Annotated in this window: 16 protein-coding genes and 1 pseudogene; 11 read left to right on the plus strand and 6 right to left on the minus strand. The window is 73.4% G+C overall.

Annotated elements, in window-relative coordinates; translation table 11 throughout:
* Positions 1-453 (minus strand): MerR family DNA-binding transcriptional regulator (locus ACFQ3T_RS08660; RefSeq protein ID WP_380722104.1); only part of this gene is annotated, 453 nt, incomplete at its 3' end.
* Between the two features lie 126 nt (positions 454-579).
* Between ACFQ3T_RS08660 and ACFQ3T_RS08665 the strand changes: the two genes are divergently transcribed.
* On the plus strand, positions 580-1,464 hold the full coding sequence (locus ACFQ3T_RS08665) for an ABC transporter ATP-binding protein (protein ID WP_380722106.1): 885 nt from the start codon (positions 580-582) through the stop codon (positions 1,462-1,464).
* Complete coding sequence (locus ACFQ3T_RS08670; RefSeq protein ID WP_380722108.1) at positions 1,461-2,312, plus strand: ABC transporter permease; 852 nt, start codon at positions 1,461-1,463, stop codon at positions 2,310-2,312. The genes ACFQ3T_RS08665 and ACFQ3T_RS08670 overlap by 4 nt, the downstream gene beginning before the upstream one ends.
* Positions 2,313-2,355: 43 nt before the next feature.
* Here ACFQ3T_RS08670 and ACFQ3T_RS08675 read toward each other — a convergent pair whose 3' ends face one another.
* Entirely contained in the window at positions 2,356-3,297 is a 942-nt protein-coding gene (locus tag ACFQ3T_RS08675) for a hypothetical protein (protein ID WP_380722110.1), read from the minus strand.
* 70 nt (positions 3,298-3,367) lie between these two features.
* Positions 3,368-4,000 (minus strand): hypothetical protein, encoded by a 633-nt coding sequence (locus tag ACFQ3T_RS08680; protein ID WP_380722112.1) that lies wholly within the window; start codon positions 3,998-4,000, stop codon positions 3,368-3,370.
* A 17-nt stretch (positions 4,001-4,017) separates the two neighbouring features.
* Here ACFQ3T_RS08680 and ACFQ3T_RS08685 point away from each other — a divergent pair, with 17 nt between their 5' ends.
* From ACFQ3T_RS08685 to ACFQ3T_RS08695, 3 genes are all read left to right on the plus strand, one after another.
* Positions 4,018-4,188, plus strand: coding sequence for a hypothetical protein (locus tag ACFQ3T_RS08685; RefSeq protein ID WP_380722114.1), 171 nt, complete (start codon positions 4,018-4,020; stop codon positions 4,186-4,188).
* Between the two features lie 559 nt (positions 4,189-4,747).
* Complete coding sequence (locus ACFQ3T_RS08690) at positions 4,748-5,275, plus strand: hypothetical protein (RefSeq protein WP_380722116.1); 528 nt, start codon at positions 4,748-4,750, stop codon at positions 5,273-5,275.
* A 195-nt stretch (positions 5,276-5,470) separates the two neighbouring features.
* Positions 5,471-5,821 (plus strand): DUF6292 family protein, encoded by a 351-nt coding sequence (locus ACFQ3T_RS08695; protein ID WP_380722118.1) that lies wholly within the window; start codon positions 5,471-5,473, stop codon positions 5,819-5,821.
* Between the two features lie 46 nt (positions 5,822-5,867).
* Here ACFQ3T_RS08695 and ACFQ3T_RS08700 read toward each other — a convergent pair whose 3' ends face one another.
* Positions 5,868-6,884, minus strand: coding sequence for a GNAT family N-acetyltransferase (locus ACFQ3T_RS08700; protein WP_380722120.1), 1,017 nt, complete (start codon positions 6,882-6,884; stop codon positions 5,868-5,870).
* A gap of 151 nt (positions 6,885-7,035) precedes the next feature.
* Positions 7,036-7,407, minus strand: a complete 372-nt coding sequence (locus ACFQ3T_RS08705) for an ArsR/SmtB family transcription factor (protein ID WP_380722122.1) — start codon at positions 7,405-7,407, stop codon at positions 7,036-7,038.
* Positions 7,408-7,612: 205 nt separating this feature from the next.
* On the opposite strand from ACFQ3T_RS08705, the gene ACFQ3T_RS08710 reads away from it, so the two are divergent.
* Positions 7,613-8,497: a cation diffusion facilitator family transporter gene (locus ACFQ3T_RS08710; protein WP_380722124.1), complete on the plus strand. Its 885-nt coding sequence runs from the start codon at positions 7,613-7,615 to the stop codon at positions 8,495-8,497.
* A gap of 43 nt (positions 8,498-8,540) precedes the next feature.
* Here the strand turns inward: ACFQ3T_RS08710 and ACFQ3T_RS08715 are convergent, their stop codons facing one another.
* Complete coding sequence (locus ACFQ3T_RS08715; RefSeq protein WP_380722126.1) at positions 8,541-8,930, minus strand: helix-turn-helix domain-containing protein; 390 nt, start codon at positions 8,928-8,930, stop codon at positions 8,541-8,543.
* Positions 8,931-9,025: 95 nt separating this feature from the next.
* Between ACFQ3T_RS08715 and ACFQ3T_RS08720 the strand changes: the two genes are divergently transcribed.
* The 5 genes and pseudogenes from ACFQ3T_RS08720 to ACFQ3T_RS08740 form a co-directional block, all read left to right on the plus strand.
* Positions 9,026-10,342, plus strand: a complete 1,317-nt coding sequence (locus ACFQ3T_RS08720) for a hemolysin family protein (protein ID WP_380722128.1) — start codon at positions 9,026-9,028, stop codon at positions 10,340-10,342.
* Complete coding sequence (locus tag ACFQ3T_RS08725; RefSeq protein WP_380722130.1) at positions 10,339-11,376, plus strand: hemolysin family protein; 1,038 nt, start codon at positions 10,339-10,341, stop codon at positions 11,374-11,376. The genes ACFQ3T_RS08720 and ACFQ3T_RS08725 overlap by 4 nt, the downstream gene beginning before the upstream one ends.
* A gap of 31 nt (positions 11,377-11,407) precedes the next feature.
* Entirely contained in the window at positions 11,408-12,343 is a 936-nt protein-coding gene (locus ACFQ3T_RS08730) for a sporulation protein (protein WP_380722132.1), read from the plus strand.
* Between the two features lie 251 nt (positions 12,344-12,594).
* Entirely contained in the window at positions 12,595-13,602 is a 1,008-nt protein-coding gene (locus tag ACFQ3T_RS08735; RefSeq protein WP_380722134.1) for a GDSL-type esterase/lipase family protein, read from the plus strand.
* Between the two features lie 161 nt (positions 13,603-13,763).
* Positions 13,764-14,377: pseudogene (locus tag ACFQ3T_RS08740) on the plus strand (efflux RND transporter periplasmic adaptor subunit); the annotation flags it as partial.

Here is a 14,377-nt window from a genome sequence, read left to right on the forward strand (position 1 = left end):
CGTGCCGGACGTCTCCGTGCCGGACGTCTCCGTGCCGGACGTCTCCGTGCCGGACACCTCCGCGCCGGACGTCTCCGTGCCGGACGTCTCCGTGCCGGACACCTCCGCGCCGGAGGTCCCCGCGCCGGACGCCACCGCCTCCAACGCCTCGGCGGTCGCCCGCAACGCCCGCCGCTGCTCGTGCACGGCCGCGTGCACCGCGTCGACCCGCGCCAACGCCACCGCCGGCGTCCCGGCGTGCACGGCCCGCATGATGGCCTGAGCCGCGTCCCACCCGTAGCCCGGACCCAGCGCCCGGTACGTCGTCAACGCCTCCCGGTGCCGCTCGTCGAACCGCCGGTACCCGGTCGGCGACCGCTCGGCCGGCGGCAGGATGCCGGCGTCCAGGTAGTTGCGCACCTGCTGGGTCGAGATGCCCGCCGCGCGGGCGAGGTCGACGGGGCGCAGCGGCACGACAGCCCTCCGGCGGCACAGTCGGGTTCAACGACGATTTGAAGGTTACGCCGCACCCATCCGAGGCAGCGGCACTGCCGGTCGTGAAAAGTCTCAACAACCCACTTCAACGATACGGTTGAAGCCATGAAAACCGGTGACAACCAGCGGGAACCGTCGGTGGTGGACGCGCGCGGGCTGCGGATGCGGTACGGCTCCACCGACGTGCTCAACGGGGTGGACCTGAGCGTCGGGCGCGGCGAGGTCGTCGCGCTGCTCGGCCCCAACGGCGCGGGCAAGACCACCACCATCGAGATCCTGGAAGGCTTCCGCACCCGCTCCGCCGGCGACGTGCGGGTGCTCGGCGTCGACCCCGAGCACGGCGACGAGGAGTGGCGCGCCCGCCTCGGCGTGGTGCTCCAGTCGTGGCGCGACCACAGCCGGTGGCGCGTGCGGGAGCTGCTGTCCTACCTGAGCCTGTTCTACGCCCCCTACCGGGAGGGCGCGTTCGACCCCGACGAGCTGATCGACCTCGTCGGCCTCACCGACCACGTGGACCACCGGGTCGGCACGCTGTCCGGCGGCCAGCGCCGCCGGCTGGACGTCGCCGTCGGCCTGGTCGGACGCCCGGAGCTGCTGTTCCTGGACGAGCCGACGGTGGGCTTCGACCCGGAGGCCCGGCGCGAGTTCCACGCGCTGGTGCGCCGCCTCACCGGCACCGCGATCCTGCTCACCACCCACGACCTCGCCGAGGCCGAGAAGCTCGCCGACCGGATCGTCGTCCTCGTCGCCGGCCGGGTCGTCGCCGACGGCACGGCCGCCGAACTGGCCGACCGCATCGCCGGCAAGGCCGAGGTGCGCTACCGCCTGCACGGCTCCGAGCACGTGGTCGAGGTGGCCGACTCGACCCGGTACGTCCGCGAGCTGTTCGCCGAGCACGGCGAGGCCGTCGACGACCTGGAGGTGCGCCGCGCGAGCCTGGAGGACGTGTACCTGGCGCTGGTCCGCGAGTCCGAGCTGGTGAGCGCGTGAACGCCCGCGCGGTGGCCGTGCGCGCGGGCGTGCGGCGGGGACGGATCGAGTTCGCCCAGACGATGACGAACGTCGGCGAGCTGCTCGGCTGGCTGTGGCTGCCGGTGGTGGCCCTGGTCGTCATGCACGCGTTCGGCGACGGCGCGGCGCCCGGCGTGGACTTCCCGCTCGGCGCGCAGGCCGTGCCGGGCATCCTCGCGATGAACGCCGTGTTCACCGGCCTCATGGGGCTGGCGATGGCGCTGACCATGGACCGCGAGGACGGCACCCTGCTGCGCGCCAGGGCGACCCCGAACGGCGTCCTCGGGTACGTCGTCGGCAAGGTGCTCGGCAAGGCCGCGATGACGGTCGCCGTGCTGGTGCTCGTGCTGGTGCCGGCGGTGTTCGCGTTCGACGGCCTGCAACCGGGCCGCGCGTCGACGTGGCTGACGTTGACGTGGGTCGTGCTGCTCGGGCTGCTCGCGACCCTGCCGCTGGGCGCGATCCTGGGCGCGTTGTTCCGCAACGCCCAGAGCCTCGGGTTCGTGATGCTGCTGATCATGGCCCTGGTCGCGGTGTCCGGCGTGTTCTACCCGATCACCGCGCTGCCGGGCTGGGCCCAGTGGGTCGGCCAGGCGTTCCCGCTGTACTGGGTCGGCCTGGGCCTCCGGTCGGCGCTGCTGCCGGACGCGGTCGCGGCGGCCGAGATCGGCGGCTCCTGGCGGGAGCTGGAGACCGTGGCCGCGCTGGGCGCGTGGGCGGTCGTCGGGTTCGTGGTGGCGCCGATCGTGTTGCGCCGCATGGCGCGGCGCGAATCGGGCTCCTCGGTGGAGGCCAGCCGCGAGCGGGTGGCCCAGCGGCCGACGTGAGCCGGCGGGGCGCGGGGTCGGCTGCCGACCCCCGCGCCCCCGATCAGCTGAACAACGACGGCAAGTCGCCCTGCTGCGACGCCTTCAACACCCGCCCGACCCTGGTGTCCGCGGTGGCCGGCGCGAGCACCCGCACCACGCCCGTCTGGTCCGCGGGCTGCTCGACCGCGGCGCCGGGGAGCACCGTCGACCAGGGCGCGCCGTCGAGGTTCGTCCGCACCAGGTCCTTCAGCGCGTTGGGGTTCTCGTCGGGCACGCACACGACCTCCGTGGCCTCGCCCGACGGCGTCGTCCGCACGCCCGCCGCCACCGGCAGCCCGCTCTTCGGCTTGCTGATCACCGCCGCCGACACGTCACCGAGGCACCGCGCCAGCTCCCCGATCATCGGGTCCGCCGCCAGCGACCGGTCACCCGGCTCCGTCAGCCACTTCAAGGACTCGCCGGTCGGCGCGTACGTGACGGCGTCCGCCTCCACGCGCACCTGCTGGAACCCGGTCACGATCCCGGCCTCCGCCAGCGGGCCGTCCGGCACGACCTCGCCGTCCTCGGCGGTGACCCAGACACCCTGGCCCGACCGCTTGCCGCCCAGCGCGGCGAGCTTCGCCTCGACCGCCGCCACGTCCACGTCCATCCGCAGCACACCCGCCCACGCCGGCGACTGCCCGACCCGCAACGCCGTCGTGGCCGCGCCCGGGTCGAACCCGACCAGCTCCGGCAGCGCGTCGGCCCGCCCCGCCAGGTCCGAGTAGCCGTAACCGAGCAACGGCCGGAAGCGCTCGGCGTCCTTGGCCACCAGCGCCCGCACGGCGGCCACGTCGCCGTACTCGACCAGCACCGACGACTCGTCGGCCGCCCGGGCCTGCCCCAACGCCCCGACCAGCCCGGTCGGCGTCGGCTCCGGCGCCACGTCCGCCTCCGCGGTGCACCCGGCCACGACGACCGCCACCGACATCGCCACCAACGCCACGCTCGAACGCATGCTCACCGATCGGATGGTAGGGCGGCGAACCCCTCGACAGGGCTGTTTCCGGCAGGTCCGTCGCCCGCGGCCGGGATCAGGCCGGGATGTCCACCGCGATCTCCTCGCCCAGCCTCGCCCCGCCGAGCAGGTCCAGCTCGTCACCGCTCCAGAACCGGCCCGGGTCGTACCAGTTGGCCCGCCGGCCCGCGGGCAGCAGCCCCATCGCCTCGTAGGTGACGGCGACGACCTCGGCGCAGTAGGCGGTCTCCAAGGTCGCGTCGGCGGTCTTGCGGAGGTTCGGCAGCCGACCGCGCAACCACCGCGAGGCGAGCCGCGCCGTGGACGGGAACGGCGTGCCGTTGAGCCGGGCGACCGTCCGCAGCACGGCGTCGTCCTCCTCGGCGGTCGTCGGCCGGTCCAACTGGCGCAGCCACGCCCGCTGCCCGTACTTCCGCGCCCACACCAGCACCGCGTCCCGCAGGTCGTGCAACTGCACCCCGCGGTGGTGCGTGCCGGTCCACACGTCCGGCAGCGAGCGGCCCAGCTCCGCGTGCCACATCAACGGCGGCAGGTCCTCCACCGCCACCGTCATGCCGACGTGGTTCACCGGGCTGTTCGTCGTCACCCGGATCGCCCGGTCCGCCACCGAGCTGCCGCGGAACAGCCACACGTCGCCGGTTCGGGTCAGCTCGACCGCCTCGTCCAGACCGATCTTCGTTCCCGCCATCCCGGTAGCCTAGGCAGATGCGCTGGTGGAAGCTGCTCGGCCTGGCCGGTGTCGCGGGTGTCGCGGCGACCGGCGTCGTGATCGCCCGCGCGGAGCGCAAGCGCCGCGCCTACACGCCGGACGAGATCCGGGAGCGGCTGCACGCCCGGATCGCCAACCCCGCCGCGAACCCGGACCACGGCGAGTAGCACCGACCTGACCCGCGGACCGCATCCGACCGGCCCTCGGACCGCCCCCCGGCCCACCGACCGCCCGCGGCCCTCGGACCGCACCCGGCGCCACGACCTGCGGACCCCCGGACCACGTCCCGACCCGCGGACCGGACCCCGGCCGGCCCTCGGCCCGCCGACCGCCCCCGGCCCGCCGACGCCACCACCCGCCGCCCGGTCGAGAACCTGGACGCGGCCACCATCCCGCAGCTGGTCCGGCGCATGGACGCGGGCACCCTCACCTCGGTCGACCTCACCCGGGCCTACCTGCGCCGCATCGACACCGTCGACCGCCGGGTCAACGCCGTGGTCGCGGTGAACCCCGACGCCCTCGCCCAGGCCGTTCGAACAGGCCGCTCAAGCCCGCCGCGCGCCCGCGTACCTGCCGACCCTGCCCTGACCTGCCCGCATTCGGGGCCGGACGCTGTCCGCAACCGACGGGTGCGGGATACCGTCGAACCGGGTACTCGCGGGGGGATGACGCCGGTCGACGGGGTGGTCGGCGCGGTTCGGCTCGGCGGTGCGGAGGAGGCTGCGCGTGGGTTCCGGCGGGGTGATCGCGGCCGCGGCGCTGGCGGGCGTCGTCGCGGCCGGTGCGGGCGGGCTGTCCGTGCCGGACCCGGACGAGGTCTGGGAGGGCACCGGCCTGCGCGTGGTCGACCGCGCGACCAGGGCGGACGGCGAGTGCGCGCCCCACTCGTTCGGCCAGGTCCAAGAGCTGCTGAAAGCCGCGCCGTGCGTCGCGCTCGACCGCATGCTCTTCACCCTCGCCCACGACAGCGGCGGCACGATCGTCGTGTCCGTGGCGTGGGTCGAGTTCGACGACCGCGACCAGGCCCGCGAGTTCAAGCGGGTGGAGGACATCCACGGCACCGGCGACATCACGCCGCTGCCGGGCGCCCTGCTGCGCATGGACGACGTGCCGTTCACCGCGCTCAACTACGACTCCGACGTGCTCGACGGCGTGACCGTCGTGGTCGCCGAGACCGAGGCCGTCTCCGGCGCGTTCACCGCCGACTACCTCGACCGCACCGCCCAGATCGCCGTCCGCACGCCCCGACCCTGAAACACCGCGGCACCGGTTCCACCCGTTCGCGCGCCCTCTACCAGCACATCTACCCGATCCGGGCATACCCAAAGCAGCTTCAGAGGGGAAAAGTTGCGTCCTGTGGGTTTTGGAAACGCTCGATCGGGCTACCCCGGACCGCGCCGAGCGGTCGGTGCGAGACGGGGTGTCACAGCGGCGGGACGGTGATGCGTGGTGGACTGGGAATTCGATGACGAAGAGGTACGCGCGCTGCGTGCCTACGTGTCGGAGGTGACGCACGCGCTCGGCTTCCGCGGCGAGTGCTCGTACGTGCAAGCCGACGGCGGCCGCCTCACCGCCTACCTAGCGCTCGACGGGCACCTGCCCGGCTTCGCGGACCGCGACGTGGCCCTGCTCTGGGACGAGGACCGCGGCTGGGCCGTCGCCGTGGAGAGCGACAGCGCCGAGCCGCCGTTCGTGCTCGCCCGCCTGCGCGGCCCCCTCCGCCCCGAGCCCGCCGCCGTCGCCCGCTGGGTCGAAGACCTGGCCCTCGTGCCGGACGACAAGCTCCTCACCGCTCGCTGACCGTCGCCGAGTCAACCCGGCCGGGTGAATGAACCCGGCCTGCCGGTCACCCCAACCGGGCGATCAGCAGGTCGATGTCGTGCGCGATCACGAGTTCCGTGCGCACGGTCGCGAGCCCGAGCCGGTGGTTGACCCGGACCATGTGCTCGTTGTCGGCGTTCGTGACGGTCCCCATCCGCTCCAGGTCGGGGTGGTCGGACACCAGCCAGTGCGCCATCACGCCCTTCAGCGCCAACCCCAGCCCGTGGCCGCGATGCGCCGCGAGGACCGCCGTGTCGCCCTGGTACGACGTCCGCGGCCCGTGCGGCAGCAGCACCACCTCCGTCAACCCGACGACCGCGCCCGTGGCCTCGTGCACCGCCACCACCACTCGCTGCTCGGTGTTCTCCCGCCGCAGCTCCGCCTCGGCCGCCCGGACCCGCTCGACCGTCCACTCCGGAGCGCGGAACTCCGTCGTCCCGGTCGGCGCGTCGTGGATCGCGCTCCGCGCGGCGGCGTAGGACGCCACGACGTCCTCCGGCGCCGAACCGACCCACCGGACCGCGCGGTAGCCGTCGGGCAGCGCGTCCGGCCACCGCGACCGATCAGCCTCGGCGACCGTCAACGCCTGCACCGCCAACACCCGCACGGTCCGGAAACCCATGCCGTGGGCCCACCGCGCCGCCGTGCCGCCGTCCGGCACCCGCCAGCCCTCGATGACGGTGCGCCCCCGTGCGCGCAGGTGGGGGAGCGTCGCCCGGAGCAGCCGCGTGCCCACACCGCGCCGCCGTGAGTCCGGGTGCACGACCACCGTGGCGACCGTGAGGCGCCGGTTCTCCTCCTCGGGGAACCGCGCGTACCCGAACGCCACGATCCCGTAGCCCTCGCGCACCACCCAGTGCGCGGCCGGCCCGACACCGGGGAACGGATTGCGCAACCGCTCCACGACGTCGTCGTACGTCGGCGCCGGCTCGTCCGGCTCGTCGTGACTGTCCCGCACCACGCGGTAGTACGCGGCCAGGTCCGCCTCATCGGCGAGACCGGGATCGAACACCTCCACCGTGCCGTCGCCGACCACCGTCACGCCCCCTCCTCAACGCTTCGCAACGTCCCCCGACGTCTCGTGCCATGCCTGATGCGTCGCCTGACACGCCCGGCCTGCGTCGCCCGACCTGCCTGACCTGGCCGGCCGCGCACCGGGTCACCTGGGTACCGGGTCGCCAGGGCGTGCCGCGTCACTGGCGGTGATGGGCGACTTCTTGCTCGGCGTCGTCGGCGGGCGGGATGCCGCGGTCGACGTGGTCGGCGTGGAAGAGCGCTTGCGCCAGCAGGGACTTCACGTGGTCGTTGGCGGCGGAGTAGTAGACGAACGTGCCCTCCCGCCGGCCCTTCACCAGACCGGCCAGGCGCAGCTTCGCCAGGTGCTGGCTCACCGCGGTCGGGGCGGCGCCGGCGAGGTCCGCCAGGCAGGCCACGGACGACTCGCCCTGGAGCAGCGCCCAGAGGACCTTGATCCGGGTCGGGTCGGCGAGGAGCCGGAACGACTCGGCGGCCAGGTGGACCTGCTCGTCGTTCGGCATGTCGAAGTCCGACAGCGCGGTGTGCATGGGCGACAGCCTACCTACTTGCGTATCTGCATGACTGCGCAGGTAGGCTGGTAGCCGCGAGGCCCGGCGTGGAACCCGATGCGGACGAGGCGGACCAGTGAGACTCAGAGGGCACAAGGACGACGGCCACGGCCACGGCCACGGTCATGGACGTGGTCACGGACATGGCCACGGGCACGGTCACGGTCACCGCTCGGCGGACCGCGTGGACAGCGCGCTGGAGAGCAGCAAGCGCGGCATGCGGGCGTTGGTGGTCTCGTTCGTCGCCCTCTTCGTGACCGCGGTCGCCCAAGCCGCGTTGGTGGTGGTCACGGGCTCGGTGGCGCTGCTCGGCGACACCGTCCACAACTTCGCCGACGCCCTGACCTCCGTGCCGTTGGCCATCGCTTTCGTGCTGGGCAGGCGCGCCGCGACCCGTCGCTTCACCTACGGCCTGGGTCGGGCCGAGGACCTGGCGGGCGTCGTCGTGGTGCTGGTGATCGCCGCGTCCGCGGTGTACGCCGGGTACGAGTCGGTGCGCGGCCTGCTCGACCCGCAGCCGGTGCGGCACGTGTGGGTCGTCGCGGCCGCCGGCGTGGTCGGGTTCCTGGGCAACGAACTCGTCGCGCGCTACCGCATCCGCATCGGCCGGGACATCGGCTCGGCCGCGCTGGTGGCCGACGGCCTGCACGCCCGCACCGACGGCTTCACCTCACTCGCGGTGGTGGTGGGCGGCGTCGGCGTCGCAGCGGGCTTCCCCGCGGCCGACCCCCTGGTCGGCCTGGGCATGACCGTGGCCATCCTCTTCGTCCTGCGAGACGCCGCGAGCGAGGTCTTCGGCCGCCTGCTGGACGCCGTGGACCCGGCCTCGGTCGACCTGGCCGAACGAGCCGCCACCCAGGTGGCCGGCGTGATCCGGGCGGACCGCGTGAAGATGCGCTGGACGGGTCACGTCCTCCGCGCCGAGCTGGCGATCGCCGTCGCGCCCGACCTGACCGTGGGCCAAGCCCATCACATCGCCCACGAGGTCGAGCACCACCTGAAGCGCGCCGTCCCCCGCCTGACCGCCGTCACCGTCCACACCGAACCAGCGCCAACCCCCGCCCCGTGACCCGCGCCTACGCGTGGGTGCGGGGTCGGGGGGATGACGAGGGTCAGGGGAGTGGGGGGATCTGGGTGGCCAGGGCGATCAGGGAGTGGACTCGGGAGGCGATGGCGGCCAGGACGCCCTGGGCCTCGGGCGGCGCCGATTCCACTGCGGCTTGCAGCGCGCGCAGGTCCTCGTCGATCCGCTCCAAGATCGGGGCCACGTCGGCCTCACGCGTGTTGAAGGCGGCGGCGATCTCGTCCAACGGGACGCCCTGGACCTCAAGGCGCTGCACGAGGTGGATGCGCTCGACGTCGGCGGGGGCGTAGAGGCGGTAGTTGCCGGTGGTGCGCCGCGCTGGCGCGATCAGGCCGAGGCTGGTGTAGTAGTCGACGGTGCGGATGCTGACGCCGGCCCGCGCCGCCAACTCGCCGATCTTGAGCAGGACCTCCGTCACCTCGCCACACCCCCAACCGTACAGTCCCACGTGTTAGTGTGAAGTATGTCAGACGGCTGTAGTAACCGGCCGGGTCCGGCCCGGCTGAACGCACCATGTTGATCATCACCGGCGTGCTGGCGATCGTCCTCCTCACCGTCGCCACCGGCTACTTCGTCGCCCAGGAGTTCGCCTACCTGGCCGTCGACCGGGGCCGCCTCCGCCAGCAGGCGGAGCACGGCGACCAGGCCGCCCACCGCGCCTACCTCGTCACCCGCCGCCTCTCCTTCATGCTCTCCGGCGCCCAATTCGGCATCACGGTGACCGCCCTCCTCGCCGGCTACGTCGCCGAACCCCTCCTGGGCAACGGCCTCGCCGCCGTGCTCGGCGTCACGGGCCTCCCGCCCGCGCTCGCGGTGTCGCTGTCGATGGCCCTCGCGCTCACCTTCGCGACCGCGGTCCAGATGGTCCTCGGCGAGCTGTTCCCCAAGAACCTCGCCATCGCGAAACCGGAAACCCTCGCCAAGGCGCTGAGCGCGTCCACCCTCGCGTACCTCAAGGTCACGGGCCCGGTGATCCGGCTCTTCGACGCGGCCGCGAACCGGCTCCTCCGCGCGGTCGGCATCGAACCGGTCGAGGAGCTTCCGCAAGGCGCCACCACGGACGACCTCCGGCAGATCATCCGCGAAGCCGAGGCGGGCGGTCACCTGGACGCCGAGCTGTCGCGCCTCCTCGACCGCGGCCTGGACTTCAGGGGCCTCGTCGCCGACCAGGCCATGACGCCAAGGGTCTCCGTCCACACCGTTCGCGCCGACGAACCCGCCGCGCGCGTGGTCGAGCTGTTGGACACCGGTCACTCCCGCTTCCCCGTCACCGGCGACGGGCTGGACGACCTGCGTGGCGTCGTCGGGCTGGCCGAAGTGCTGACCGTGACGCCAGAACGTCGTGCGACCACACCGGTGGGCGACATCGCTTCACCCGCTCTGGTCGTGCCCGCCACGTTGCCGCTGCCGGCCGTGCTGGAACGGCTCCGCGCCGAACGCCGTCAGCTGGCGTGCGTGGTGGACGAGTTCGGCGGCTTCGCGGGCGTCGTCTCGCTGGAGGACCTCGCCGAGGAGCTGGTCGGTGAGATCCACGACGAGGACGACGTGCCGCGCGACACCGTGGAACGGCGCGCCGACGGCTGGGAGGTGCCCGGACGGCTGCGGATCGACGAGATCGCCGACACCACCGGCATCGCGCTGCCCGAGCACGACAGCTACGACACCGTCTCCGGTCTCCTGATGCACCGCCTCGGTCGCACGCCCGACGTCGGCGACGAGGTCGTGATCGGCCCGGTGTCCGTGCGGGTGGAAGCCGTCGCGCGGCACGTGGCGAGCCGGGTCCGACTGCGGACCACCGCGCCGGCGAACGCCACGGGGGAACGGCGATGAGCACGTCGTGGTCGTTGGCGCTGTCGCTGGTCCTGTTGGCGGCCAACGCCTTCTTCGTCGCCGCCGAGTTCGCGTTGATGGCGGCGAAGCGGCACCGGCTGGAGGAGGCCGCGCACACCAGCCGGGCGGCACGGGCCGCGTTGGCTGGTGTGCGCGAGCTGTCGCTGATGCTCGCGGGCGCGCAGCTGGGCATCACGCTGTGCACGTTGGGGCTGGGCGCGCTGGCGAAGCCCGCGGTCGCGGACGTGGTCGACCCGCTGTTCCGGGCGGTCGGCCTGCCGGCCGGGCTGTCGTCCGCGACGGCGTTCGTGATCAGCCTGCTGCTGGTGGTGTTCCTGCACATGGTGGTCGGCGAGATGGCGCCGAAGTCGTGGGCGATCAGCCGCCCCGAGCGGTCGGCGCTGCTGCTCGCGCTGCCGTTCCGGGCCTTCGCGCACACCGTCCGGTGGGTACTCAGCGGACTGAACGCGACGACGAACGCCTTGCTGCTCCTGCTGAAGGTCCAGCCGAAGGACGACCTGGCCCCCGAGCACCACCCGGACGACGTGCGCATGCTGGTGCGGCAGTCCGCCGAGCACGGCCTGATCCCGGAAGGCCAGCGACGGCTGCTGACGCGCATGCTCCAGCTCCGGCAGACGACCGTGGCCCAGGTGATGGTGCCGGTCGCGGACGCGGTCACCGTCACCGAGGACACCGGCGCGCGGGCGGTCGAGGAGCGCAGCCGCGACTGCGGCCGGTCGCGGTTCCCGGTGACGGACCGGGACGGGCGGTTCGTCGGGCTCGTGCACATCCGGGAGGCCGTGCGCGCGACCGCCACGGGCGCCGACACACCGGCCCGCGACCTGATGACGACGCCGCTGACGTTGTCCGCCACGCTGCCGGTGGCGAGCGCCGTCACCGCGATGCGCGCCGAACGGGCGCAGCTGGCGCTGGTGGCGGACGCCGACGACCGCGTGATCGGCATCGCCGCCCTCGAAGACCTCCTCGAAGAGCTGATCGGCGACTTCGAGGACGAGACCGACCAACCGAACTGACCGACCGGATTCCACGGAGGAAGACCACCTCATGTTCAAGCGGATGCTCAGCGCTTTCGGTGTCGGCGGACCGTCCGTCGACACGGTGCTCGACTCGCCGCACGCGCAGCCCGGCCAGGTGATCACGGGCCAGGTGCGCATCCAGGGCGGCAGCAGCGACGCCCGCATCGACCGGATCGTGCTGTCCCTGGTGACCAGGGTCGAGGTCGAGCACGGCGACCACGAGTTCGCCGGCAAGGCCGACTTCCTGCGCGTCGAGGTCGCGCAGGACGTGCGGATCGCGGCCGGCCGGCCGGTGTCCGTCCCGTTCCAGCTGCCGCTGCCGTGGGAAACGCCGATCACGGCCGTCGGCGGGCAGCCGCTGCCCGGGATGACGGTGGGCGTGCGGACCGAGCTGGTGATCTCCGGCGCGCCCGACAAGGGCGACCTCGACCCGGTGCTGGTCGGGCCGCTGCCGTCGCAGGACCGCGTGCTCGACGCGTTCGGGCAGCTCGGCTTCCAGTTCCGCGGCGCCGACGTCGAGGCGGGCCGCATCCACGGCGTGCACCAGGAACTCGGCTTCTACCAGGAGATCGAGTTCTTCCCGCCGGCGCAGTTCGCGGGCCGGGTGAACCAGGTCGAGCTGACCTTCGTCACCAGCCCGCACGAGCTGGTCGTCGTGCTGGAGGCCGACAAGCGGGGCGGGATGTTCTCGTCCGGCTCCGACGCGTTCGGCCGCTTCCACGCCTCGCACGCCGACGCCGTGAACACCGACTGGGCGTCCGCCATCGGGCAGTGGATGGCTCAGGTCGCCGAGCGCGGCGGCCACGGCGTGCACGGGCACCACGGCCACCACGGGCACCACGGCGGTCCGGGGATGGGCGCGATGGTCGGCGGTGTCGCGGCGGGCGTCGTCGGCGGCATGGTGCTGGGCGAGGTCGTGGACGACGTGTTCGACGGCGGCGACGACTTCGGCGGCGAGGAGTAGCGGGCAGTCCCGGTGCGGTGGGCCACTTCCTCGGCCCACCGCACCGGCGCCCGCGAACCCCCACAGCAAAAGTCCTCTGTGGACACTCCACGGGCCTGCCGCCGAATGCGGACCCCCGAAGGGCCGTGCAAAGCCGCCGATCGGACGTTGTCCCCGGCGTGGCGGCGGCCATACGGTCGGATGACGTGCGGGTCCGGTCGACGGTGATCAAGCCCTGGAGGTCTGCGGTGTCGCGGAAGAAGGTTGGCGCCGTGGTGGGCGCCTTGTTGGCAGCCGGAGCGGCGCTCGTCGCCGTCCCCGTCACGGCGGCCGCGGTCGACGATCGGCAGACCGCCGTCGTGTCCCTCGGTGACAGCGCGATGTCCGGCGAGGGCGCCGGGTCGTACGAGCCGGGCACCGAGGGGGAGAACGGCAACTGGTGCCACCGCTCCACCCAGGCCATGATCCACCGCACGCGGCTCGCCGACCGCACGGTCAACCTCGCCTGCTCGGGCGCGGACTCGGCGAACGTGTCGCTGGCCGACACCGTGCACTACACCGAGGGCTCCCAGGCTCGGCGGCTCATCGAGGTGGCCCGCCAGTACCGGGTGACCGCGGTCGTGGTGCAGGTGGGCGCGAACGACGACCCCCGGTTCGCCGACACCATGGTCGACTGCGTGGCCGCGTGGGTGAACCCGTTCGGCCCGAGCTGCCGCTCGACGCTGGAACGCGAGTGGCCCGCCCGCCTGGCCGCGATGGCGCCGAAGGTGGAGGTCGCGGTGCGCGACGTCCGCGCCGCCATGACCCAGGCCGGCTACGCCGACACGTCCTACGACCTGGTCCTCACCTCGTACGCCTCGCCGGTGACCGAGAAGATGGACCGCTACCGGCACGGGCCGCAGGGCTGCCCGCTGCGGCTGGCCGACGCGGGCTACGGCCGCACGGTCGCCGTGCCGCAGCTGTCCGAGGCGCTGCGCGGCGTGGCCACGCGGACCGGCGTGAAGTTCCTCGACTTCTCCCGCGCCACGGAGAACCGCGAGGCGTGCAGCAAGGGCGACACGACGACCGGCGAGTGGCAGCGCCGGCTGACCGTCGACCCGTACGCGCTGGTGTCCGGCGGCCTCGACGCCATCGGCATCCACATGGCGCAGCAGTCGTTCCACCCGAACGCCGCCGCGCACGAGCAGCTGGGCCGCTGCATCACCGAGTTCGTCAACGCGCGGGTCGGCACGGCCCGCTGCCTCGAAGGCCCGGACGGCGCGCTGCACGCCGTCGCCTGAGCCGCCGGCCGGTTCCCGGACCGGCCCCCCGATCCCCTGACCACCGGGGAACCGCTCCCTCCCGGAGCGGTTCCCCGGTGAGGCGCAACCCCGATCACCCCGCCGGCGTCATATGGGTAAGTTGGCGAAACCGGAATGGGTATTCGCGTTTGGGGGGACCGGTGTCCGAAAAAGCGTTCGTCCGCGTGTGCGGACTGGTCGCGGTGGCGCTCGCCGCGACCGCGTGCACGTCGACCGGGGCGGAGCCGCTCGACCCCGGGCTGGCGCCGCGCGGCACCGTGCAGACGACGGCCACGCCGTCCCGGCAGGACCTGTCGAACAAGGTCAGCCTGACCGGCACGGTCACCATGAACCCGGTCTTCGGGATCGTGTCGCCGGTCGCGGGCCAGGTGCGCTACCTGACCGTGCCGGAGGCCACCGGCACGCCGACGAAGCCGACCCGGTTCGCCACGGTCTGGCTGGACGGCAAGCCGAACAACGTCGAGGTGCCCGCCGGCTCGACGTTCGGCGGACGCCTGGTGGACGACCGCGCCACCGTCACCGCGGGCATGCCGATCGCGTCGGCGAAGTACGCGGGCTACGGCATCGTCGCCGAGATCAACGGCGAGCAGGCGTACCAGATCGCCGACGCCGCCCAGGGCGTGGTGCAGGCGCAGATCAAGAACGGGCCCGGGCCGTTCGCGTGCACGCTGCTCGGCACGATCGCGGCGCTGCCCGCGGGCACCGTCCCCGCGCCACCGCCCGTGCCGCAGCCGCCCGCCGACCCGCCCGGCGG

Source organism: Saccharothrix hoggarensis (genome assembly GCF_042678885.1).
In the GTDB taxonomy this organism is placed as follows: domain Bacteria; phylum Actinomycetota; class Actinomycetes; order Mycobacteriales; family Pseudonocardiaceae; genus Actinosynnema; species Actinosynnema hoggarensis.

What these genes read in the sequence shown, in the direction of transcription:
- ACFQ3T_RS08665 (WP_380722106.1), top strand. Translation starts at nt 580, where the DNA reads ATGAAAACCGGTGACAACCAGCGGGAACCGTCGGTGGTGGACGCGCGC.
- ACFQ3T_RS08680 (WP_380722112.1), bottom strand. Translation starts at nt 4,000, where the DNA reads ATGGCGGGAACGAAGATCGGTCTGGACGAGGCGGTCGAGCTGACCCGA.
- ACFQ3T_RS08685 (WP_380722114.1), top strand. Translation starts at nt 4,018, where the DNA reads ATGCGCTGGTGGAAGCTGCTCGGCCTGGCCGGTGTCGCGGGTGTCGCG.
- ACFQ3T_RS08705 (WP_380722122.1), bottom strand. Translation starts at nt 7,407, where the DNA reads ATGCACACCGCGCTGTCGGACTTCGACATGCCGAACGACGAGCAGGTC.
- ACFQ3T_RS08720 (WP_380722128.1), top strand. Translation starts at nt 9,026, where the DNA reads ATGTTGATCATCACCGGCGTGCTGGCGATCGTCCTCCTCACCGTCGCC.
- ACFQ3T_RS08725 (WP_380722130.1), top strand. Translation starts at nt 10,339, where the DNA reads ATGAGCACGTCGTGGTCGTTGGCGCTGTCGCTGGTCCTGTTGGCGGCC.
- ACFQ3T_RS08730 (WP_380722132.1), top strand. Translation starts at nt 11,408, where the DNA reads ATGTTCAAGCGGATGCTCAGCGCTTTCGGTGTCGGCGGACCGTCCGTC.